This window comes from Bradyrhizobium sp. SZCCHNS2022, from assembly GCF_032377575.1.
Taxonomy (GTDB): domain Bacteria; phylum Pseudomonadota; class Alphaproteobacteria; order Rhizobiales; family Xanthobacteraceae; genus Bradyrhizobium; species Bradyrhizobium aeschynomenes.
On sequence record NZ_JAUHHZ010000001.1, the window covers coordinates 4,426,674 to 4,447,887 of the forward strand.

At 66.0% G+C, this 21,214-nt stretch carries 20 protein-coding genes; 13 read left to right on the plus strand and 7 right to left on the minus strand.

The genetic code is table 11. The features are described from left to right. The first annotated feature begins 102 nt into the window (after nt 1–102). A complete protein-coding gene (locus tag QXZ94_RS19925) occupies nt 103–1,236 on the plus strand; it encodes an HlyD family secretion protein (RefSeq protein ID WP_315721845.1) in 1,134 nt (377 codons plus the stop codon). Further along, nucleotides 1,223–2,860 carry an MFS transporter gene (locus QXZ94_RS19930; RefSeq protein ID WP_315721846.1) on the plus strand — a complete coding sequence of 546 codons (1,638 nt, stop codon included), beginning with the start codon at nt 1,223–1,225 and terminating at the stop codon, nt 2,858–2,860. Before QXZ94_RS19925 ends, QXZ94_RS19930 begins: the two co-directional genes overlap by 14 nt. Nucleotides 2,861–3,071: 211 nt before the next feature. Here QXZ94_RS19930 and QXZ94_RS19935 read toward each other — a convergent pair whose 3' ends face one another. From QXZ94_RS19935 to QXZ94_RS19950, 4 genes are all read right to left on the minus strand, one after another. Then, nucleotides 3,072–4,547, minus strand: a complete 1,476-nt coding sequence (locus QXZ94_RS19935) for a M81 family metallopeptidase (RefSeq protein ID WP_315721847.1) — start codon at nt 4,545–4,547, stop codon at nt 3,072–3,074. Between the two features lie 130 nt (nt 4,548–4,677). Then, entirely contained in the window at nt 4,678–5,133 is a 456-nt protein-coding gene (locus tag QXZ94_RS19940; protein ID WP_315721848.1) for a plasmid maintenance toxin (PemK-like), read from the minus strand. Between the two features lie 8 nt (nt 5,134–5,141). Continuing rightward, nucleotides 5,142–5,429 (minus strand): type II toxin-antitoxin system Phd/YefM family antitoxin, encoded by a 288-nt coding sequence (locus tag QXZ94_RS19945; RefSeq protein WP_315721849.1) that lies wholly within the window; start codon nt 5,427–5,429, stop codon nt 5,142–5,144. Nucleotides 5,430–5,528: 99 nt separating this feature from the next. Further along, nucleotides 5,529–6,131, minus strand: a complete 603-nt coding sequence (locus QXZ94_RS19950) for a TetR/AcrR family transcriptional regulator (protein ID WP_315721850.1) — start codon at nt 6,129–6,131, stop codon at nt 5,529–5,531. A gap of 190 nt (nt 6,132–6,321) precedes the next feature. On the opposite strand from QXZ94_RS19950, the gene QXZ94_RS19955 reads away from it, so the two are divergent. The 3 genes from QXZ94_RS19955 (at nt 6,322) to QXZ94_RS19965 (ending at nt 11,516) form a co-directional block, all read left to right on the plus strand. Next, nucleotides 6,322–7,554 (plus strand): efflux RND transporter periplasmic adaptor subunit, encoded by a 1,233-nt coding sequence (locus QXZ94_RS19955; RefSeq protein WP_315721851.1) that lies wholly within the window; start codon nt 6,322–6,324, stop codon nt 7,552–7,554. A gap of 320 nt (nt 7,555–7,874) precedes the next feature. After that, nucleotides 7,875–11,057: a multidrug efflux RND transporter permease subunit gene (locus tag QXZ94_RS19960; protein ID WP_315721852.1), complete on the plus strand. Its 3,183-nt coding sequence runs from the start codon at nt 7,875–7,877 to the stop codon at nt 11,055–11,057. Between the two features lie 252 nt (nt 11,058–11,309). Next, entirely contained in the window at nt 11,310–11,516 is a 207-nt protein-coding gene (locus tag QXZ94_RS19965) for a hypothetical protein (RefSeq protein WP_315721853.1), read from the plus strand. 39 nt (nt 11,517–11,555) lie between these two features. Here the strand turns inward: QXZ94_RS19965 and QXZ94_RS19970 are convergent, their stop codons facing one another. Continuing rightward, the gene (locus QXZ94_RS19970; RefSeq protein ID WP_315721854.1) at nt 11,556–12,443 is read right to left on the minus strand and encodes an SDR family oxidoreductase; all 888 of its coding nucleotides are present in this window, start codon (nt 12,441–12,443) and stop codon (nt 11,556–11,558) included. 144 nt (nt 12,444–12,587) lie between these two features. Between QXZ94_RS19970 and QXZ94_RS19975 the strand changes: the two genes are divergently transcribed. Then, on the plus strand, nt 12,588–13,022 hold the full coding sequence (locus QXZ94_RS19975; RefSeq protein WP_315726395.1) for a helix-turn-helix domain-containing protein: 435 nt from the start codon (nt 12,588–12,590) through the stop codon (nt 13,020–13,022). Nucleotides 13,023–13,119: 97 nt separating this feature from the next. Here the strand turns inward: QXZ94_RS19975 and QXZ94_RS19980 are convergent, their stop codons facing one another. Next, entirely contained in the window at nt 13,120–13,500 is a 381-nt protein-coding gene (locus QXZ94_RS19980; RefSeq protein ID WP_315721855.1) for a chlorophyllide reductase, read from the minus strand. A 268-nt stretch (nt 13,501–13,768) separates the two neighbouring features. Between QXZ94_RS19980 and QXZ94_RS19985 the strand changes: the two genes are divergently transcribed. From QXZ94_RS19985 to QXZ94_RS20010, 6 genes are all read left to right on the plus strand, one after another. Beyond that, on the plus strand, nt 13,769–14,344 hold the full coding sequence (locus QXZ94_RS19985; protein WP_315721856.1) for a DUF2975 domain-containing protein: 576 nt from the start codon (nt 13,769–13,771) through the stop codon (nt 14,342–14,344). A gap of 10 nt (nt 14,345–14,354) precedes the next feature. After that, nucleotides 14,355–14,585 (plus strand): helix-turn-helix domain-containing protein, encoded by a 231-nt coding sequence (locus QXZ94_RS19990; RefSeq protein WP_172113245.1) that lies wholly within the window; start codon nt 14,355–14,357, stop codon nt 14,583–14,585. Between the two features lie 223 nt (nt 14,586–14,808). Next, complete coding sequence (locus QXZ94_RS19995; RefSeq protein WP_409998575.1) at nt 14,809–15,924, plus strand: ABC transporter substrate-binding protein; 1,116 nt, start codon at nt 14,809–14,811, stop codon at nt 15,922–15,924. A 90-nt stretch (nt 15,925–16,014) separates the two neighbouring features. Beyond that, nucleotides 16,015–17,109 (plus strand): ABC transporter ATP-binding protein, encoded by a 1,095-nt coding sequence (locus tag QXZ94_RS20000; RefSeq protein ID WP_315721857.1) that lies wholly within the window; start codon nt 16,015–16,017, stop codon nt 17,107–17,109. A gap of 35 nt (nt 17,110–17,144) precedes the next feature. Then, on the plus strand, nt 17,145–18,254 hold the full coding sequence (locus tag QXZ94_RS20005) for an ABC transporter permease (protein WP_315726399.1): 1,110 nt from the start codon (nt 17,145–17,147) through the stop codon (nt 18,252–18,254). After that, a complete protein-coding gene (locus QXZ94_RS20010) occupies nt 18,251–19,030 on the plus strand; it encodes an ABC transporter permease (RefSeq protein ID WP_315721858.1) in 780 nt (259 codons plus the stop codon). Before QXZ94_RS20005 ends, QXZ94_RS20010 begins: the two co-directional genes overlap by 4 nt. A 255-nt stretch (nt 19,031–19,285) precedes the next feature. Here the strand turns inward: QXZ94_RS20010 and QXZ94_RS20015 are convergent, their stop codons facing one another. Further along, a complete protein-coding gene (locus QXZ94_RS20015; protein WP_315721859.1) occupies nt 19,286–20,185 on the minus strand; it encodes an NAD(P)-dependent oxidoreductase in 900 nt (299 codons plus the stop codon). 616 nt (nt 20,186–20,801) lie between these two features. Between QXZ94_RS20015 and QXZ94_RS20020 the strand changes: the two genes are divergently transcribed. Then, nucleotides 20,802–21,071, plus strand: a complete 270-nt coding sequence (locus QXZ94_RS20020) for a hypothetical protein (RefSeq protein WP_315721860.1) — start codon at nt 20,802–20,804, stop codon at nt 21,069–21,071. The last annotated feature ends 143 nt before the right edge of the window (nt 21,072–21,214 follow it).

Sequence of the window (21,214 nt, forward strand, 5' to 3'; positions counted from 1 at the left end):
ATAGCGCATGCCTCCCAACCCCGAGTACGGGTGCCGCGTGGCGCGGAATGCAGTACAAGTCGTCCGGCGTGATCAGCGTCTGGCGATGCAGGAGGCGGTGTCGTGAGCGAAACATCGAGCAACGTCGATACTGCTTCGCGCGCGGCATCGACGCAGCCCCCCTCGCCCGCCGCAGCACCCGGCCTGTGGGCGCGTCTCGCCATTCCGCTGCTCGCCGTGATCGTCGCGCTTGCCTTCGTGGCGCTCGCGACCAGCCGCTGGACGGCGTGGACCGGCAATGCAACGACCCAGACGACGAACGACGCCTATGTCCGCGCCGACCTGACCCAGCTTTCCAGCCGTGTCGCCGGCGAGGTGACGAAGGTTGCGGTCAGCGATTTTCAGCAGGTCAAGGCCGGCGACCTCCTGGTCCAGATCGATCCGGCGGATTATCAGGCGCAGGTCTCGCAGGCTGAAGCCAATGTCGAGGCGGCGCAGGCAGCGCTCGACAATCTCAGCAACCAGGTCGAGCTGCAATATGCGACCATCGCCCAGGCCGAAGCGCAGCAGGTTTCGGCCGGCGCCGCCGAGGTGCTGGCCCGCCAGGAGGAGGAGCGCCAGCAATCGCTGTCGCAGAGCGAGGCAGGGACCAAGCAGCGGCTGGAGCAGGCGACGGCGGCCTATGCCAAGGCGCAAGCGGACGTGCGCGCGAGCCGCGCGGTGATCGCCGCGCAGCGTCATCAGCTCGAGGTGCTCACCGGCACCAAGAAGCAGCGCGGCGCAGATCTGGCGGGCGCAAAGGCCGCGCTGGCCGCGGCGCGGCTCAAGCTCGGCTACACCAGGATCACCGCGCCGTTCGACGGCGTCGTCGGACAGCGTCAGGTCCAGGTCGGCGACTACGTCAATATCGGCAGCAGCCTGATCGCCGTGGTGCCGCTGCCGCAGGTCTTCGTCATCGCCAACTACAAGGAGACGCAGCTCACGCATGTCGCGCCGGGCCAGCCGGTCGACGTCACCGTCGATTCGTTCCCGGGCGAGAAGCTGCACGGCCGGGTCGAGCGGATCGCGCCGGCTTCCGGCTCGCAATTCGCGCTGCTGCCGCCGGACAACGCCACCGGCAATTTCACCAAGGTCGTGCAGCGCATTCCGGTGCGCATCGCGCTCGACGGCAACCAGCCCCTGCTGGCACGGCTGCTGCCGGGCATGTCGGTCGTGACCCATATCCGCACCGCAGGCGCGGCCGATGGCGCCAAGTGAGCCGGCAAGCGAGAGTGATCGCGGACCGCTGTCGCGCGGCGGCCAGGCCGCACACCCGCTGTTCGCGGTCGGGGCCGTGCTGCTCGGCTCATTTCTCGCCAATTTCGACAGCCGGCTGACCTCGGTCGGCCTGCCCGATCTGCGCGGCGCGTTCTCGCTCGGCTTCGACGAGGGCGCCTGGCTGTCGACGGCGGCGATCGGCTCGCAGATCCTGATCGCGCCGGCGGTGGCGTGGCTCGCGACCGTGTTCGGCCTGCGCCGCGTGCTCGGCATTCCCAGCCTGATCTATGCCGTGGTGTCGCTGATCATTCCCTTCGTGCGCGACTACCCGACCCTGATCACGCTCGCGATCATCCACGGCATGCTGCTCGGCACCTTCGTGCCGGCGACCTTGATGATCGTCTTCCGCAACCTGCCGATCCGCTGGTGGCTGCCGGCGATCTCGATCTACTCCATCCGCGTCGGCTTCGCGCTGGATACCTCGACCTCGCTGGTCGGCTTCTATGTCGAGCATCTCGGCTGGCAGTGGCTGTACTGGCAGGGCGTCGTGCTGGCGCCGCTGATGGCGGCGATGGTCTATCTCGGCACGCCCGCCGAGCCGGTGAATCGCACGCTGCTTCGAAATGCCGACTGGGGCGGCATGCTGCTGCTCGGCAGCGCCGTGGCGATGATCTATGCCGGACTCGACCAGGGCAACCGGCTCGACTGGCTGCAATCCGGCACGGTGGTGGCGCTGCTTGCCGGCGGCGCCGTGCTGTTCGTTCTCTTCCTCGTCAACGAGGCCCTCAGCCCGCAGCCCTGGGCGCATTTCAACGTGCTGTTCTCGCGCAACATCGGGCTCTCGCTGGCGGTGATCCTGCTGTACACCCTGACCAGCCTGTCAAACGCGTCGCTGGTGCCGAATTTCCTCGCCACCATCACGCAGCTTCGCCCCGAGCAGAGCGGCTCGCTGCTGTTGATCTACGGTGCGTTGCCGCTGATCGTGCTGGTGCCGCTGTCGATCTGGATGCTGCGCCATGTCGATGCGCGCCTCGTCGTCGTGCTCGGGTTCAGCGCCTTCGCGGCGGCCAATCTGTGGGGCACCCAGCTCACCCATGCCTGGGCGCGCGAGGACTTCATCGGCATCGTCGTGCTGCAGTCGATCGGCCAGGCGCTGACCTTGCTACCGATCATCATCATGGCGCTGTCGAATTCCGATCCGGCGCGCGCGACATCGTTCGCGGCCTACATCCAGATCATGCGGCTCGGCGGCGCCGAGATCGGCGTCGCGCTGATGGGGACGTGGCTGCGCGTGCGGGAGCAGGTGCATTCGGCGTATCTCGGCCTCAACATTCAGAGCGGCGATGTCGACGTCTCCCGCGCGCTGCAGCGGCTGACCAGCTATTTCGCGGCCCACGGCGGCGCCCAGGCCAAGGCACGCGCGGTCGGCACCTTGGCCTCCCAGGTGCAGCGCGAGGCCAACGTGCTCGCTTATCTCGATGCGTTCTGGCTGTGCTTCTGGCTTGCGATCGCCGCGCTGCTGCTCGTCGCCTTGATCACGCGCGCGCCGCCGGGGCCGTTCTCGCCGACGCCAATCGGTTTGCGAGCGGCGTGGATGCGGCGGTTCGGATCGTCGGCGACGTGAGCTTTGCCGCGCGCTGAGATTAACGTTTGAAGTGAAGAAAAGCCGCGCGAGACAAGCGCTCGCGCTGGATGTTGCGTGTCTGCTCAGAACACCACGACATCTAGCCGTGAACAGATTTCAAACCGCGATGCGCGGCTGATTCGGACGCGGTTCGTTCCAGCCGCGTTCCGAACGTTAACAGCATCGCGCTACGCCGTCGCATTCTGGGACATCATGCGCGCGTGAGTTGCGGCAGCTCATCCAGCGGCCATTTCGGACGCTTGATCTTGGCGTACGGCAATTTCGTCACATCACGCGCGACCACGCCGGGCGCATCGACCATGATGATGTCGGCCGCGATGGGCGCAAATGATGCGCGGAAATGCTGCGCGGATTTCACCACGACGAGCTTGCGCGTCGCCGGATCGCAGCCGAGCTGGGTGAAGAAGTCTTTCCCGAACGCCTGGCAGCGGAACGTCGTGATGACGACCTCGACGCCGTTGCTCGCGATCAGCGCGCAATCGCCGAGCTTGGCCGGCGTGCCGGCGAGGCCCGTCATCACCATGTTCTCATTCAGCGCCTTGATCTCCCACGTCGCATCGACCGGATCGCCCGACAGCGGGCCGATCTTGCCGCCGATCCGCAAGGGCAGCTTGGCGCCGACGCCGGCATCGAAGGCGATGCGCACCGCGATCGGATCCCACATCGGGCCGACGCAGACGTTCTCGATCTTCCGCTCGAGCACGCGGCGCAGGATGAAGGTGGAATCGCCGGGCGCGCCGCCGCCGGGATTGTCGCTGGCATCGCCCAGCACGATGGTGCCGTCCTTCGCCAGCGCCTGGTCGAGCGCGGCATCGACGCCGGGCATGCGCTCGGTCACGGCGTCGCGCATCCCGATCAGTTCATCCGCGAGCTTCCTCGCCAGCGCTTGCGCTTTGGCGCCATCGGGATCTTCAGCGGCGTCGCTGTAGACCAGCACCTTGGTGCCCATGGACGGCGTATCGCCCCAGCCGAAGCCGTGCACGATCGAGACCGAGACGATGCCATCCTTGCCCTCCATCGCGGTGGTGCGGTCGACGAAGCTGCGCACCGGCTCGCGCGTCGTGTGCAGGGTCACGATCATGTCGGTGTCGACCAGCGCCTTGCGCAGCTCGAGCCGCTTCTCGGCCAGTTCCGTGCAGTGTTTCACCAGGTCCTGCGCGCGCTCGAGGATGTCGGTGTGCGGATATTCCTTCCAGCAGATCAAGAGATCCGCGCTGTCCACCATCAGCTCGCTCATGTGGACGTGCGGATCGAGCGTCGCGCCGATCACCACGTCGGGGCCGACGATCTTGCGAATCTGCGACAGCAGCTCGCCCTCGCAATCGTCATAGCCGTCGGCGATCATCGCGCCGTGCAGCCCGATCAGCGCCATGTCGACCGGCAGCGCGGCCTTGAGGTCGGCGAGGATCTGGTCGCGCAAGGTCTCGAACGCCGCGCGCGTGACGAGCCCGTTCGGCACCGCCGCCGCCACCAGCCCCTCGATCAGCGTCCAGCCCTTGGACGGTCCGACCTGCCGCGCCGCCCAGAGCGGCCCGCCATGCATCTGCATCTTGTCCGGATGCGTCCCTGCCGGAAAGTACGCGCGCTCGTGGAAGGTCGCGAGCCCCGTCGGCATCGGCGCAAAGGTGTTGGTCTCGGTGGCGAGGGCGGCGGAGAAGACACGCATGGAGGAGAAGCTCTTTGTTGGCGCGATGACGATGAGGCAGCCGCAGGGGACCGCATCGCGTCCACAAGCACAAGACCGCGCGGGGACAGAGCGCCCCGTCGCTCAGCGCATAGGCTCAAGCAGGCTGAAACTATCTCAACGTCACGTTGGGTTTTTGCGAGAGGCGGTAAAGATTCAAAGCCTCTCTGATCTTCGCGAGGTATTTGCCCGGCACGTAGCCGTATAGGCAGGTCTGTTCGGACGGGCCTCGCTGTCCTGCCGGTCCGCGGACAGGTCTCAGATCAAGCCCCGGCCAAACAAACGCGTTGTACTCGCTGACGTCTACCCACGACCGATCATCGTCAAGGCCAAGCCGCTGCTTGATCGACAAGGGAATGCCAAGTTTGGAAACATCGCCCATGGACGGCGCAGCATGCGTGATCGGTACAACATAGACCAACCGCCCTGGGCCAATGCCAGTCTTGATGAGGACGACCAGCGACGGCCTGTCCTTCCGTCCTGATGTCTCTCCGCGCTCTTGTTCATGTTTCCAGAGAAATGAATAGCTCAGGACCATTCCGGCCTGTGGTTCGTCAGGAATGAACACCGCGCAACTCAGCGCCGGATGCCGGGATTCGTCTCCGGGCTCGGATCGTCCTCGTAGTCATAATCGTGCTCAGAAGGGACCTCGGCGTTGTTCATGATCGCCAGATCGGCCTCGGAAAGCTCGAGCGTCGATCCGGCTCGTCTGTAGGAAGCCCAGAGCTGATGAAAGGTCTCCGCAGACACGAGATAAATCGTCTCACGCCCCGACTGCGTGATCTGCACGGGCTCCTTGAGGGCCTGATCGTGCCAAAGGCCGAAGTCCTTTTGAACGTCTGAGGCGGCGACCGATTTACCCACTGGGACCTCCCGCACGAACCGCCATAACTTTATGCGTCCGCCGGCCTTGTTTCAACGTGCCTCGAGCAATCGGCGACCGCACCATGCTTCCATGGCCAATCAGCTTCGCACCGACTGATCCTCGATCGCCTTGATCGCAACCGCCGCGACCTGCGTCAGCGCCTCGCGATCGGCGCCGGAGGACGCCATCACGCTCATGCCGGTGATGACGGCGGAGACGTAGCGCGCGAGCGCGGCGGGGTCGGCGCTCGGACCCAGATCGCCCTCCGCCTTCGCCCGCTCGAAGCGATGCCGGAGCTGCTCCTCGGTCTTCGCGCGGCGCGCGGCCAGCTCGAACGGCACGTTGGCCGAGCCGGAGCCGCAGGCGAGACCGCCTTGCACCAAGAGGCATCCGGGCGGATTGGACGGGTCGGTCTGCTTCTCGGCGACGCCCATCAGCATGCGTGACGTGACCTCGCGCGCGGTCGGGGCACTCAACACCTCCGCCATCCAGGCCTCGCCGCGCAGGGTGTAACGGTCGAGCGCGGCCTTGAGCAGCGCCTCCTTGCTGCCGAACGCCGCATAGAGGCTGGGCGGATTGATACCCATGGCCTCGGTGAGCTGGGCGATGGTCGCGCCCTCATAGCCGTGCCGCCAGAACACCTCCATCGCCTGGTCCAGCGCGATGTCGCGGTCGAATGTCCGGGGCCGTCCGATGCCCATCTGCAATTCTCCTACTTTGTCTCCGCCCCGAGGTGTTTTTTATCTAGTTGCGATTCCTAGCCATTTCTTTGATCTGCCGCAGCCGCCAAAGTTCCATCTAGGATTTTCGTAGCATCCGATACATAAGTCTCTTGCGAACGGGTTGCCAGCGCCACATCTGTAGTGAGCACTACAAATCTGGAGCGCGACAATGCCTTCGCCCGAACCAAGTTCCCCCAGCCGCCTGAAGCGGTGGCTGAGCACCGTTGCCGTCGCCGGCGTGGTGATCGCCGCCGGTTCTTACGCCGGTTCGCAGTATTTCCATTTCAGCCCCGTGCCGCAGGCGGCTCACGCCGCGGCGCCGGAGCAGGCCGTGCCGGTGACCGTCTCCGTCATCGAGCCGCGCAAGGCCAGCCTGTGGGACGAGTTCTCGGGTCGGCTCGAAGCGGTCGAGCGGGTCGAGGTCCGGCCGCGCGTGGCCGGCGCCATTCTCGCCACCAATTTCACCGAGGGCTCGCTGGTGAAGGCCGGCGACGTCTTGTTCAAGATCGACCCCGCGCCCTACGCCGCCGAGGTCGATCGCGCCCAGGCGCAGCTCGAAGCCGCCCGCGCCCGCGCGTCCTTCGCCGCCAACGAGCTGGAGCGCGGCGCACAGCTGGTCGGCAGCTCCATCGTCACCAAACGCGACTTCGACCAGCGCGACAACGGCAATCGCGAGGCGATCGCCAACGTCAAGGCCGCCGAGGCGGCGCTGCAGGCGGCCAAGCTCAATCTCGACTACACGCAGGTGCGCGCGCCGGTCGACGGCCGCGTCGGCCGCATCGAGGTCACCGTCGGCAATCTCGTCGCCGCCGGCTCGGCCTCACCGGTGCTGACCAACCTCGTCTCCGTCAATCCGATCTATGCGAGCTTCGACGCCACCGAGGATGTCGTGCTGCGCGCGCTGGCCGCCGTGGCCGACGCCTCCGGCAAGCGCGGCAATCTCGACCGCATCCCGGTGGAGATGACGACCTCGGGCGGCACCACCGCATCGGGCCACATCCAGCTGATCGACAACCAGGTGCAGGGCCAGACCGGCACCATCCGCGTCCGCGCCGTGTTCAGGAACGAGACCGGCACGCTCATCCCCGGCCAGTTCGCCCGCGTCCGCATGGGCCAGCCGCAGCAGCAATCGCTCGTTCTGCTCGACGAGCGCGCCATCGGCACCGACCAGGACAAGAAGTTCGTCATGGTCGTCGGCGACGACGAGCGCGCGGTGTACCGGCCGGTCACGCTCGGCGGCAGTGTCGAGGGTCTGCGGATCATCTCGGCGGGCTTGAAGCCGGGCGAGCGCGTGGTGGTCAACGGCCTGCAGCGGGTGCGCCCCGGCGCGCTGCTGAAGACGCAGGTGGCCGCGATGGGCGCGCGGGATGCGGTGGACGGGAAGCAACTGGCACAGCGCTGATCATGTCGGACAAAGGCCGTCACCACACACGCGCTGCCCACCCTCCCCTGGAGGGGGAGGGTCGGCGCGCGCAAAGCGCGCGGCGGGGTGGGGTGACGGTCTCAGCGATGCGCGATCTGCCGGCTGCCCTTCGTTTCTCTGGAGCGGCGACCACGATCACGTTGAGCACCGCATGAGCGGAGGGGCCGCCACCCCACCCCGGCTCGCATTCGCTGCGCTCATGTGAGCCGACCCTCCCCCTCCAGGGGAGGATGGGCACCGGGCCAGCCGATCGAGCTATCTGGACAACAACTACTGACCTCCCGACCACGGGGCCTTCCATGAACCTCTCCAAATTCTTCATCGACCGGCCGATCTTCGCAGGCGTGCTGTCGACGCTCATCTTTCTCGGCGGCCTGATCGCCCTGTTCTCGATGCCGATCTCGGAATATCCCGACGTCGTGCCGCCGTCCGTGGTGGTGCGCGCGACCTATCCCGGCGCCAATCCCAAGGTGATCGCCGAGACGGTGGCGACGCCGATCGAGGAGCAGATCAACGGCGTCGAGAACATGCTCTATATGAGCAGCCAGGCGACCACCGACGGCGCGATGACGCTCACCGTCACCTTCAAGCTCGGCACCGATCCGGACAAGGCGACGCAGCTGGTGCAGAATCGCGTGCAGCAGGCCGAGCCGCGGCTGCCGGCCGTCGTCCGCCAGCTCGGCGTCATCACCAAGAAGAGCTCGCCCGACCTCACCATGGTCGTGCACCTGAACTCGCCGAACGGCCGCTACGACACCACCTATCTGCGCAACTACGCGGTGCTCAACGTCAAGGACCGGCTGGCACGCATCGACGGCGTCGGCGACGTGCAGCTGTTCGGCGCCGGCGACTATTCGATGCGGGTGTGGGTCGATCCGCAGAAGGCCGCCGAGCACGGCCTCTCGGCCTCCGACATCGTCAAGGCGATCCAGGCGCAGAACGTCGAGGCCGCCGCCGGCGTGGTCGGCGCGTCGCCGAACGTCAAGGGACTGGACCTGCAGCTCTCGGTCAATGCCGAGGGCCGTCTCTCCAACGAGGACCAGTTCGCCGACATCGTCGTCAAAACCGGCGCGCATGGCGAGGTCACGCGGCTGCGCGACGTCGCCCGCATCGAGCTCGGCGCCTCCGAATACGGCCTGCGCTCGCTGCTCGACAACAAGCAGGCGGTGGCGATCCCGATCTTCCAGGCGCCCGGCTCCAACGCGCTGCAGATCTCCGACAACGTCCGCGCCACCATGGCCGAGATCAAGAAGACGATGCCGGAAGGCGTCGAGTATCACATCGTCTACGACCCGACGCAGTTCGTGCGCTCCTCGATCGAGGCCGTCGTGCACACGCTGTTCGAGGCGATCGTGCTGGTCGTGATCGTCGTCATCCTGTTCCTGCAGACCTGGCGCGCCTCGATCATTCCGCTGCTGGCGGTGCCCGTCTCGATCGTCGGCACCTTCGCGGTGATGCATCTGTTCGGCTTCTCGATCAACGCGCTCAGCCTGTTCGGCCTGGTGCTCGCGATCGGCATCGTCGTCGATGACGCCATCGTCGTGGTCGAGAACGTCGAGCGCAACATCGAATCGGGGCTGTCGCCGCGCGACGCCACCTATCAGGCGATGCGCGAGGTGTCCGGCCCAATCATCGCGATCGCGCTGGTGCTGATCGCCGTGTTCGTGCCGCTGGCCTTCATCTCCGGCTTGACGGGACAGTTCTACAAGCAGTTCGCGCTGACGATCGCGATCTCCACGGTGATCTCGGCCGTCAACTCGCTGACCCTGTCGCCGGCGCTGTCGGCACTGCTGCTGAAGGGCCATCACGACCCGAAGGACCGCCTCACCCGCGTCCTCGACAAGTCGCTCGGCTGGTTTTTCCGCGGCTTCAACCGCGCCTTCGTCCGCGCCTCCGACAATTATAGCGGCAGCGTCTCCAGGGTGATCACGGCCAAGGCCGCGGTGATGATCCTGTACGTGCTGCTGATCGGCGCCACCGCCGTCCTGTTCAAGCAGGTGCCGGGCGGCTTCGTGCCGGGCCAGGACAAGCAGTACCTGGTCGGCTTCGCCCGCCTGCCCGACGGCGCCACGCTCGATCGCTCCGAGGAAGTCATCCGCAAGATGAGCGACATCGCGCTGACGCAGCCAGGCGTCGAGAGCTCGATCGCCTTTCCCGGCCTGTCGATCTCCGGCTTCACCAACTCCTCCAATGCCGGCATCGTGTTCTCCGGCCTGAAGCCGTTCGACGAGCGCAAGGATCCGTCGCTGTCGGGCGGCGCGATTGCTCTCGAGCTCAACAAGAAATACGCGGGGATCCAGGACGCCTTCATCGCGATGTTCCCGCCGCCGCCGGTCAACGGCCTGGGCACGATCGGCGGCTTCAAGCTGCAGATCGAGGACCGCGCCGGCCGTGGCTACGAAGCCTTGAACGACGTCACCACCGCCTTCATGGGCGCCTTGCAGAAATCACCGGAGATCGCCGGCGCGTTCTCCAGCTTCCAGGTCAACGTGCCGCAACTGTTCGCCGACATCGACCGCACCAAGGCGCTGCAGCTCGGCGTTCCCGTGACGGAGGTGTTCAACACCCTGCAGATCTACCTCGGCTCCTACTACGTGAACGACTTCAACAAGTTCGGCCGCACCTACTCGGTGCGCGTGCAGGCCGACGCGCCGTTCCGCGCCCGGGCCGACGATATCCGCCAGCTCAAGGTCCGTTCGTCCACGGGCGAGATGGTGCCGCTGTCGGCGCTGCTCAACGTCCGCCAGAGCGCAGGTCCCGAGCGCGCGATCCGCTACAACGGCTTCCTGTCGTCGGACATCAACGCCGCGGCGGCGCCGGGCTTCTCGTCGGGCCAGGCGCAGGCAGCGGCCGAGAAGATCGCGGCGGAAGTGCTGCCGCCGGGCTTCGCCTTCGAATGGACCGACCTGACCTATCAGGAGTTCATCGCCGGCAACTCGGGTCTCTGGGTATTTCCGCTCGCGATCCTCTTGGTGTTCCTGGTGCTGGCCGCGCTCTACGAGAGCCTGACGCTCCCTCTGGCGATCCTGATGATCGTTCCGATGGCGCTGCTGGCGGCAATGGCCGGCGTCTACATCTCGAAGGGCGACAACAACATCTTCACCCAGATCGGCCTGATCGTGCTGGTCGGCCTCTCCGCCAAGAACGCGATCCTGATCGTCGAATTCGCGCGCGAGCTCGAATTCGCCGGACGCACGCCGCTGCGCGCCGCGATCGAGGCCAGCCGTCTCCGGCTGCGGCCGATCCTGATGACCTCGATGGCGTTCATCATGGGCGTGCTGCCGCTGGTGCTGTCGACCGGCGCGGGCTCCGAGATGCGGCGTGCGATGGGGATCGCGGTGTTCTCCGGCATGATCGGCGTCACCGTGTTCGGCCTGTTCCTGACGCCCGTGTTCTACGTGCTGCTGCGGACGCTGACCGGCATGCGGCCGCTCGTCCAGCATGACGGCCACGGCACCGTGGCGGCCCAACCCGCGGAGTAAACAGGAATGTGAACGCGCGTGATGTCGAACGTCGAGAAACGCGATCGTCCCTTGATTCGTAGAGACAATCGACAGTCGGCGTCCCCATCACGCTCCACCGATGATCCGTTTCACGATCAATTCTACCGAACTGTGAAACGGATCACAGACCAGCGCAGCGGGATGGAGGACGCCAACTCCATCACGTTGCGCCGACCCGGCGGCCTTTCCCGCACCAGGCCGCCGGGTCATCTGACCTTTAGGAGTTGCAGCATGGATTTTTTGAATCAAATGGTGGCAGCCCGGCTGATGAAGACGGCGGAGGGTTTCGAGCGCATCGGCGCGCACCGCGCCACACACCGCCTCCCGGCCCCGCCCCAGCGTCTGGGCACGACACCGACGACGCTGGCGCTGGTGGTCGATCGCCAGGGACGTGACCCGTCCGCCGCGCCCTGCTGCTCAGGCGCCGACGGCGTCTGATGGCGACAGTGTGGCGGGCCAGGCCCGCCACACCAGGCCTCATGTGAACGCAGGCTTGGTCTTCTCGACCCAATCGGCAAAGCTCTGCGGCGCAACGCCGGTGATCGTCTGATAATCGTCCGTCACCTCGGCGACCCGCCCCTGAGCCGTATTCGGCTCGAACGACGCGAACACCTCCGCCAGCGGTCGCGGCAGTCCGGCGCCGACCATGCCCTGAATGAGACCTTCGAGGGGCACCTGCACCACCTCGATCGGCTTGCCCAACGCGGCCGAGATGATCTGCGCCTTCTGCGCCTTGGTCAGCGCCTCCCCACCACTGAGCGTGAAGATCTGTTTGCCGCCGGCGCTGCCGGCGAGAACCGTCGCCGCCGCGCGCGCGAGATCGTCGCGCGCGATGTCGGCGCTCGCACCACCCTGGTCCGCCGTGAACCAGCGGCCCGAACCGAGGATCTGCGGCAACGAGCTCATCAGATTTTCGAAGTACCAGTGATTGCGCAGCACGGTCCAGCCGGCGAGCCGGCTCTCTTGCAGAGCGGCCTCGGTCAGCGCGTGATCCGACGCGATCAGGATCGGCGAGCCTTCGGGCTTGGGCATCGACGTGTAGACGACGTGACCGACGCCGGCCTGCTCGGCTGCCGCGATCGCGCTCTTGTGCTGCTGCAGCCGACGGCCCGGCCGGTCGAGCGCATCGGTGCTGATCAGCAGCATCCGCTCCGCCCCGGCGAACGTCGCGACAAGCGAGCCTGCATCGTCGAAATCGGCGCTGCGGACCTGGACGCCTTGCGCCGCCAATGCCTGCAACTGCTCCGGCTTGCGGGTGGTGGCGATGATGCGGGAGGCCGGCACGCCGAGCGTGGTCAGCAGGTGGCGGATCACGGCGCGGCCGAGCTGCCCGGCGGCGCCGGAGACGAGAACGGATGGAGACATCGTTAACCTTCGTTACGAGGGGCTGGGATGGGCAGGACGTTGGCTTTCGGCCGCAGTCGCCCTAAAGTCTCGTTTCGAGACCAGCACTACATTAGGAACCGCGATGACCCGCCGAAAGAAGGCAGTTTTCTGGGAGATAGGCACATGAAGGGAACTGCCCCTCGTGTCGCAGCGACGACTGATGGACCCGGCGACGACGGCTCCAGCCGCTGGAAGGCGAAGTTCGCCTCGATCGACGATTGCCCGATCCGCACGGTGATCAATCAGATCGGCGACAAATGGAGCCTGCTCATCCTGGCCGTGCTGGGCTGGCGGCCGCACCGCTTCGGCGAGCTGCGGCGCGAGATCAGCGACATCTCGCAGCGGATGCTGACGCAGACTTTGCGCGACCTGCAACGCGACGGGTTGATCGCCCGCCGCGTGCTGCCGACGGTGCCGCCCAGCGTCGAATACAGCCTCACTGACGTCGGCCGGAGCCTGCTCGGGCCGATGTCACACCTGATCGGCTGGGCCGAGCAGCATCACGCCGAGATCAAGGCCTCGCGTCAACGCTTCGACGCGAGCATCGCGTCGGACTAATCGACGGCATGGCGCCAGACAGCCGCGTCACGGCGCGACGTGACGACATCGATGCGGACGATCGGCGTTGGTGCTCGGACTGCGGCGCCGGAACGGCTCACGGCCGCTTGCATCCTGCGCGATCGAGCATGTCCCTGACGATCAAGGGCGTTGCCGGTGTTTGCGCCGCATCGGGCGCTGCGGCAGCGGAGCTCAGCGCCTGACCGGCCTGCGCGGCACTCAAGTTCAACGATGTCCGGCAGGTCGCGCGCCCCATGCTGGCGACTGCGCCGGCGGCCTCGCCGACGCCGGCAAGGTAGGCGGTGAGAACCTGCTGGGCCGTGCGGTCGGTCGGCGCCTTCTCCAGCATCTGAATCACCTGGGCGACCGATATCTGGCCTTGGGAGGTGGACGGCGCGGCGCTGGATGGCGACGTCGCCGCGATAGCTGACGCGAAGACGACGACCGTGGGGGTCAGTTTGGCCAGGCAACGAGACATGAAATGGCTCCTGAGTGAGTGGACGATGTGTTTCTTCGGAATCGCATCTGGCAGCCTCGCGCACGTTCCCGATTCCGCACGCGCAGCTTGGAGTGCCGCCCGCGATCGACCCTCCCCCTCCAGGAGAGGGTGAGACCGGTCGCGCAGAGCCGCAGTCGAGCGGAGGACAGATCTGTCGTGCGAAAATAAATTATTGTCAAACGATAATTTTTGGATCAACCTATCGCCAGGTCGTCGAGAGACCCATCAACAGCGGAGCCGTTCGACCATGACGCAGACAGCAGAGACATTCGGCACGACTGCCGCGCACGACAGGCGCGGCGATCGCATTCGGCGGCTCAGCCGATTGATGTCGGCGGGCTGCCTCGCGACATCCGCTCTGCTTGCCGCGGCCATGGCAATCTATTGGGCCGTGACGCCGACACACACGCTGTTCAGCCAGGCCGGAATTCCGCATGCTCCGGTGACCGAGATCGACCCGTCCACACGCGCGCTCGCATTCGCCATCGCCATGATCCCGCTGGGCACGCTGATCTGGGGCCTCTTGAGCGGACGTCGTTGCTTCGATGCCTTCGCCGCCGGCCGCATCTTCTCGCGGGACTCGATCCGACAGCTCCGTGCATTCGCGACCGCTGTCGCAGCATCAGCCCTGTTGAAGCCACTCGCTGCTGCGGCGCTGTCCGTCGTCCTGAGCCTGCAACAGCCGGCGGGACCGAAGACCCTCGCGCTGAGCATGGGATCGGACACGCTGCTAGCTCTGATCTTCTCGGGGACGGTCGCGGTCATCGCCTGGGTGATGACCGAGGCGCTGGAGATCGCCGACGAAAACAATCAGTTCGTCTGAAGGACAGCACATGCCGATCCGAGTGCGGCTGGGCGTGATGCTCGCCGAACGCAATGTGAAGTCCAAAGACCTCGCTGAATATGTCGGGATCACCGAGGCCAACCTCTCCCTTCTCAAGCAGGGCAAAGTGAAGGGTGTGCGCTTCGAGACCCTCGAGCGGATCTGCCGGTTTCTGGGCTGCCAGCCCGGAGACCTCCTGAGATATGAGGAGGCGCCGTCGGCCGAGACGGACATCGGGTGACACCACAACCACGATAGCTGCTGATCACGACGGCCGGACCCGCACTCGCGCGAAGCCGGCGGCCTGCCACGAGAGGCTGGCGCGCCCGCGCGTCGCTGCAACGCCGCTGATGCAGTGCATGAACGCCAAAATAGCATCATGTGACGATCAAAACTCGCGCTTGCCACGGCTTGGTCGAGCCGATAGCTTTTTTGAACATTTCAAGCGCCTGGGATCATCGAGCATGCTTTTTCTGCGGACCACCTCCACGACGGCAATGGTGTCGAACACGACGGATCGGACGGCCAGAGGCGCAGTTGCAACCGTGTCGAAGACGGCGCTGGTGGCTGCAGCCGCGTTGCTCGGCGTGATCGCCTCGGCGCAGGCGCGCGATCTCACCGTCGTGTCGTGGGGCGGCAACTATCAGGACGCGCAGCGCAAGATCTACTTCCAGCCGTTCGCCGCCAAGCTCGGCGCCACCGTGCTCGACGAGAGCTGGGACGGCGGCTATGGCGTGCTGCAGGCCAAGGTGAAGGCCGGCGTGCCTAACTGGGATGCGGTGCAGGTCGAAGCCGAGGAGTTGGAGCTCGGCTGCAGCGACGGCATCTATGAGAAGATCGACTGGAGCAAACTTGGCGGCAAGGACGGCTTCATCCCGGCCGGCGTCAGCGATTGCGGCGTCGGCGCCATCGTCTGGTCCACCGGCATGGCGTTCGACGGCGACAAGATCAAGGATGGACCGAAGACCTGGGCGGATTTCTGGGACACCAAGAAGTTTCCGGGCAAGCGCGGCCTGCGTAAGGGCGCCAAGTACACGCTCGAATTCGCGCTGATGGCCGATGGCGTGCCGACGGCCGACGTCTACAAGGTGCTGAAAACCAAGGAGGGCGTCGAGCGCGCCTTCAAGAAGCTCGATGCGCTCAAAGCCGACATCGTCTGGTGGGAGGCCGGCGCGCAGCCGCTGCAACTGCTGTCATCGGGCCAGGTTGCGATGACCTCGGTCTATAACGGCCGCATCACCGCCATCAACCGCACCGAGGGCAAGCATTTCGGCTTCGTCTTCCCGGGCAGCATCTACGCCGTCGACAGCTGGGTGGTGCTGAAGGGCTCGCCGAACAAGGACGCCGCGATGAACTTCATCGCGTTTGCGAGCCAAGCCGACAACCAAGCCAAGCTGCCGGAATACATCGCCTACGGCCTGCCGAACATCGCCGCCGCCAAGCTGGTGCCGGAGAAGTACGCCGCGGAGCTGCCGACCACGCCCGACAATCTCAAGCAGGCGATCGCGCTCGACGTCGGCTTCTGGACCGACAATTCGGAAGAGCTGTCGAAGCGCTTCAACGCCTGGCTGGCGCGCTGAGGTCCCTCGTCAATCGGGCGCGCGATCCGTCGCGCGTCCGCCCGCCTCGGTCATGAGTTGCGGCGTGACCAGCGCCGAAAGCCAGCGTACATGGACAGCCCCTTCATTTCGTTCCGGCAGGTGGTCAAACGCTTCGGGCCGCTGACCGTCGTCGACCGTCTCGATCTCGACATTGCGCGCGGCGAGTTCATCGCCCTGCTCGGCCCCTCCGGCTCCGGCAAGACCACGCTCTTGATGATGCTCGCCGGCTTCGAGCAGGCGACCAGCGGCACGATCGCTGTGGACGGCGCCAGGGTCGACGGACTGCCGCCGCACAGGCGCAACATGGGCGTGGTGTTCCAGAACTACGCGCTGTTTCCGCATATGAGCGTGCGCGACAACATCGCCTTTCCCTTGAAGATGCGCAACGCGCCGAAGGCCGAGATCGCGACGCGCGTCGCGCGCGTGCTCGACATGGTCAAGCTGTCGGCAATGGCCGAGCGCAAGCCGGCGCAGCTCTCCGGCGGCCAGCAGCAGCGCGTCGCGCTGGCGCGTGCGCTGGTGTTCGAGCCGCAGGTGGTGCTGATGGACGAGCCGCTCGGCGCGCTCGACAAGAAGCTGCGCGAGCAGATGCAGCTCGACATCCGCGACCTGCATCGCCGGCTCGGCCTGACCATCGTGTTCGTGACGCACGACCAGGACGAGGCGCTGACGATGTCCGACCGCATCGCCGTGTTCAACCACGGCAGGATCGAGCAGATCGGCACGCCGCGCGAGATCTACGAGCTGCCGCGCACGCCGTTCGTCGCCGAGTTCATCGGCGAGACCAATCTGCTGTCGTGCAAGGTGGAGGAGCAGGCCGGCGAAACGGTCCGGCTGACGACGGACGGCGGGCTCACGCTGTCGGCGCATGCCGGCGCTGCCGGCATCGACGGCGGCAAGGTGCGGGTTTCGATCCGGCCCGAGGCGATCCGGATCAACGATCACGCCGCGGCGACGGCGAACCGCGTCACCGCGCGCATCCTCGACGCCGTGTATTTCGGCGATCACATGCGCCTCGTGGCTGTTGTCGGCGAGCAGCGGCTGATCATCAAGGGCGACCGCATGAGCGAGGCGGCAGAGGTGGGCCGCGACGTCGCGCTGTCCTTTGCGGCGTCGGATGTCTGGGTGGTGGGATCATGCGACCAGACCTCGGCCAGCGCCTGAAGGCGGCCCTGCTGCTCGCGCCGCTGCTGGCGTTCATGCTGTCGTTCTTCGTCGTCCCCTTGGTGACGATGATGAAGTCGGCGGTGTCCGATCCCGTCGCGACCGAGGCGCTGCCGCGCACGGCGAAAGCGCTGTCCGGCTGGGATCGTAGCGGCGCGCCGCCCGCCTCCGCTCAGACCGCGTTTGCCGAGGACATCCGCGCGCTGAAGAACGACGAGCAGTTCGGCGATCTCGTCCGCCGCCTCAACAGCGCGCAATCCGGCTTCCGCAGCCTGCTCGGCAAGACCCGGCGCGCGCTCGACGGCAGCGGCGCCACTGATCTCACTGCGATCGATTCACGCTGGAGCGAGACGTCCTGGTGGGTGACCATCGCCGAGGCCGTCGCCTCGCCCTGGACCGACAAGAACCTGCTCGCGGCCGTCGATCTCGAACGCAATGCATCCGGCAACATCGCGGCAATGCCCGAGGGCGCCTCGGCCAACCGGCTGATCATGATCCGGACCTTCATGACCTCGGCGCTGGTAACGCTTGCCTGTATCCTGATCGGCCTGCCCTATGCGATGGTCGCAGCCTCGGTCGAAGGATGGCGCCGGCAGGTGCTGCTCGGCGCCGTGCTGCTGCCGCTGTGGACCTCGCTCCTGGTGCGCACCGCCGCCTGGTACGTCGTGCTACAGGACAACGGCCTGATCAACGCGACATTGAAGGGGCTCGGCCTCACGTCATCACCGGTGCCGCTGATGTTCAACCGGCTCGGCGTGGTCATCGCGATGACCCATGTGCTGCTGCCGTTCATGGTGCTGCCGATCTTCAGCGTGCTGATCGCGATCCCGCGCAACCTCATGCCGGCGGCGGCCTCGCTCGGCGCGCATCCGCTGCGCGCCTTCCTTCATGTGCTGCTGCCGCTGTCGATGCGCGGCGTCGTCTCCGGCGCGCTGCTGGTGTTCATGGCCGCGCTCGGCTACTATATCACCCCCGCGCTGATCGGCGGCGCCAACGACCAGATGATCTCGTCGGTCATCGCCTATTACGCAACGGGCGCGGCGAACTGGGGCATGGCGGGCGCGCTCGGTCTGGTGCTGCTGGCGATGACGATCCTGCTCTATGCCATCTATATGCGGCTGACGGTCGAGGAGCAGCGCGCATGAGGCCGTTGCCGATCATCAAGCTCATATTCGCGGCGTTCGTGGTGATCTTCCTGCTCGGGCCGCTGGTCGCCGTGCTGCCGTTGTCGCTGACCGACAGCGTCTTCCTCAACTATCCCATATCAGGCTATTCGACGCGCTGGTTCAAGGAGCTCGTCACCGCCGAGTCCTGGCGGCTGTCGATCGTGAACAGCCTGCTGATCGGCTCCGGCACCACGGTGCTCGCCACCCTGCTCGGCACGCTCGCCGCACTCGGCCTGCGCGGCAGGCGCGCGTCGCTGCTGGTCTCGACATTGCGAACGGTGTTCCTGCTGCCGATGGTCGTGCCGGCGGTGGTGCTCGGCGTCGGCATGCAGCTGATGTTCGCGCGCTACGGCCTCACCAACACCTATCTCGGAGTCATCATCGCCCACACCGTCGTGGCCGTGCCGTTCGTGCTGGTCAATGTCTCCTCCGCGCTGCAGGGCGTCGACATCCGCCTGGAGCAGGCCGCCGCCAGCCTCGGGGCCACGCCACCGACGGTGCTGGTCTCGGTCACCCTGCCGATCGCGCTGCCCGGCATCATCTCCGGCGCGCTGTTCGCGTTCGCGACCTCGCTCGACGAGGTCGTGCTGACCCTGTTCGTCGCCGGCCCCAACCAGCGCACCCTGGCGCGGCAGATGTTCGCCACCATTCGCGAGAACATCAGCCCGGCGATCGTCTCCGCCGCCGCGGTGTTCATCCTCGGCACGATCGTGCTGTCGCTCGCGATGCTGGCCATCCGGCGGCGGATGGCGTGAGCCCGAAGCCCGGTGCCTCGATATCGCGATCCAGCTCGCGCGACGTCCTCTTCGTTCCAAGCTCCCGTCATTCCGGGGCAAGGCCGCAGGCCTTGAACCCGGAATCTCGAAATTGGCTTGCGTCTATTTCCAACAACCTCGAGATTCCGGGTTCAATCGCCGACGCGCATCCGCTACGCGGTTGCGCCTCGACGATTGCCCCGGAATGACGGGGCAATGCCATTAACGTGTCCCGCGACGGGATAGGATTTCGCCCTACCCCGCCTTCACGTATTTCCGCCAGTCGTGCTCCTCCTTGAACCCGAGCACCTCGCGCGTCTTGCGGTTCGACAGCGGCGCTTCGCGCTCGCCGAGCTCGCGGGTCACCGGCACGCCGGGGCAATAGCGCTGCAGCAGCTCCCGCGTCGGCATGTTGGCCGTGACCGTGTCATTCACCGCGTTGAACACCTGGAAGCCGAGCCCGTCCTTGGCGATCGCCAGATGCACGATCTCGCCGAGGTCGCGGGCATCGATGTACGACCACGCATTGCGCTTGCGCGACGGCGGGTCGGCGAGGAAGCGCGGGAACATGTCGTATTCATGCGGCTCGATGACGTTGCCGATGCGCAAACAATAGATGTCGATGCCGTAGCGCATCGCAAACGCGCGAGCCGTCTTCTCGTTGACGACCTTCGAAAGCCCGTAGGAGTCCATCGGGTCGGTGTCGTAATCCTCCTCGAGCGGAAAGCTGTGGAAGTCCTTGTCGCCCTCGGCAAAGCACACGCCGTAAGTCGTCTCGCTGGAGGCGATGATGATCTTGCGCACGCCGAGCTTGGCCGCGGCCTCGATGACGTTGTAGGTGCTGATCGTGTTGACGCGGAAAGTCTCGTTGTCGGGCTCGATCAGCACCCGCGGGATCGCGGCGAAATGCACCACCGCATCCGGCGCCTGTGCGGGCCGGCCGGCCGCAAAGCCGCCGCGGCCGAAATGCGTGGTCAGCGCATTGAAGGCCTGGCCGCTGTCGGCAAGATCGGCGATCAGCGTATTGATGCCGGGATGATCGAACGGCTCGAGGTCGACATTGAGGAGCTCGTAGCCCTTGCTCTGCAGATGCGGCAGGGCATGACGCCCGGCCTTGCCCGTTCCCCCGGTGAACACCACGCGCTTGGCTGTCATGTGTTTCCTCATCCCTGCTGTTCTGTATCGTTCAGCGCTTCTATCAGCTTCTGCAACGTCCGCTCCATAGGAACTCTCCGGCCAATGACGCTCCGCTGATCCACCTCGGGCGCGATCGTACGTTCGTCATGCTGACGCCCACGGATGCATGTTGCCAGCCGTTTCTACATTCCCCGCTTCCTGTGTTGTCCAGCCCGCGTCTGCGTGACTTGCTGATGAGGCTCGTTCGCAAAATTTTTCGGCGGCTGCGTAACCAAAGTTCCCTTTTTTGGAGTAGGTATTAGGGTGCGGTCACAATGTATTGGGACGGCAGGCCCGTCCCTGAAGGGATATTGTCATGAGATTGTCGTCGACTGTCGTCGCCTCCTCGGCTGCCGCCGTGCTGGCAACCGTCCTGCTATGCGGCCCTGCCGTATCGCAAATCACACCAGGCCCCGCCACCTCGCTTCAGGGCGTGACGGTCGACGCACCGAAGCAGGCGACAAGGCTCCCGAGGTCGAAGGCCACCGCCGACGCCCCGAGCTCTCGCCGCGCACCGTCAGCCGCCCAGACGGCTTCGTCGACCACGTCCGCCCCCCCGACAGGCTCTGTGGAGGAGAGGCTCGCCAAGCTTCAGATGACGAGCAGCAGCTGCAACGGCGGCTGCGAGACGAGCTTCAAATCCGCGAAGGCGCCGTGGGTCGGCTGCGCCCTGTCGGGCCAGGAATTCTCGCATTTCGATCCGGCCTGCAGCGACACGCTCAAATACAGGGACTACGCCGATTGCGCGGGCACCAAGGCCTTCCTCGGCTGGGATCGCAACAAGGTCTGGCTGCATTGCACCAGCCTGCTGGCCGGCGGCAAGTTTCAGGTCGCCGAGTTGAAGCGAGCCAAGCGCGCTCATTAGTCGGCGGCTTCGTTCCTCAGCCTCATGCGCCGTAAGGTCTTGGCGGCCTGCGCTCGACGCAGGCCGCCGTTTCTTTGCACCCGCACCCTGCCCGCCGTAGAGCGGGAGACATCATTGATGTCGTAGGCCTCGCAAGCCCGGCG

What these genes read in the sequence shown, in the direction of transcription:
- QXZ94_RS19930 (WP_315721846.1), top strand. Translation starts at nt 1,223, where the DNA reads ATGGCGCCAAGTGAGCCGGCAAGCGAGAGTGATCGCGGACCGCTGTCG.
- QXZ94_RS19935 (WP_315721847.1), bottom strand. Translation starts at nt 4,547, where the DNA reads ATGCGTGTCTTCTCCGCCGCCCTCGCCACCGAGACCAACACCTTTGCG.
- QXZ94_RS19950 (WP_315721850.1), bottom strand. Translation starts at nt 6,131, where the DNA reads ATGGGCATCGGACGGCCCCGGACATTCGACCGCGACATCGCGCTGGAC.
- QXZ94_RS19955 (WP_315721851.1), top strand. Translation starts at nt 6,322, where the DNA reads ATGCCTTCGCCCGAACCAAGTTCCCCCAGCCGCCTGAAGCGGTGGCTG.
- QXZ94_RS19960 (WP_315721852.1), top strand. Translation starts at nt 7,875, where the DNA reads ATGAACCTCTCCAAATTCTTCATCGACCGGCCGATCTTCGCAGGCGTG.
- QXZ94_RS19965 (WP_315721853.1), top strand. Translation starts at nt 11,310, where the DNA reads ATGGATTTTTTGAATCAAATGGTGGCAGCCCGGCTGATGAAGACGGCG.
- QXZ94_RS19970 (WP_315721854.1), bottom strand. Translation starts at nt 12,443, where the DNA reads ATGTCTCCATCCGTTCTCGTCTCCGGCGCCGCCGGGCAGCTCGGCCGC.
- QXZ94_RS19975 (WP_315726395.1), top strand. Translation starts at nt 12,588, where the DNA reads ATGAAGGGAACTGCCCCTCGTGTCGCAGCGACGACTGATGGACCCGGC.
- QXZ94_RS19980 (WP_315721855.1), bottom strand. Translation starts at nt 13,500, where the DNA reads ATGTCTCGTTGCCTGGCCAAACTGACCCCCACGGTCGTCGTCTTCGCG.
- QXZ94_RS19985 (WP_315721856.1), top strand. Translation starts at nt 13,769, where the DNA reads ATGACGCAGACAGCAGAGACATTCGGCACGACTGCCGCGCACGACAGG.
- QXZ94_RS19990 (WP_172113245.1), top strand. Translation starts at nt 14,355, where the DNA reads ATGCCGATCCGAGTGCGGCTGGGCGTGATGCTCGCCGAACGCAATGTG.
- QXZ94_RS19995 (WP_409998575.1), top strand. Translation starts at nt 14,809, where the DNA reads ATGCTTTTTCTGCGGACCACCTCCACGACGGCAATGGTGTCGAACACG.
- QXZ94_RS20000 (WP_315721857.1), top strand. Translation starts at nt 16,015, where the DNA reads ATGGACAGCCCCTTCATTTCGTTCCGGCAGGTGGTCAAACGCTTCGGG.
- QXZ94_RS20005 (WP_315726399.1), top strand. Translation starts at nt 17,145, where the DNA reads ATGCTGTCGTTCTTCGTCGTCCCCTTGGTGACGATGATGAAGTCGGCG.
- QXZ94_RS20010 (WP_315721858.1), top strand. Translation starts at nt 18,251, where the DNA reads ATGAGGCCGTTGCCGATCATCAAGCTCATATTCGCGGCGTTCGTGGTG.
- QXZ94_RS20015 (WP_315721859.1), bottom strand. Translation starts at nt 20,185, where the DNA reads ATGACAGCCAAGCGCGTGGTGTTCACCGGGGGAACGGGCAAGGCCGGG.
- QXZ94_RS20020 (WP_315721860.1), top strand. Translation starts at nt 20,802, where the DNA reads ATGACGAGCAGCAGCTGCAACGGCGGCTGCGAGACGAGCTTCAAATCC.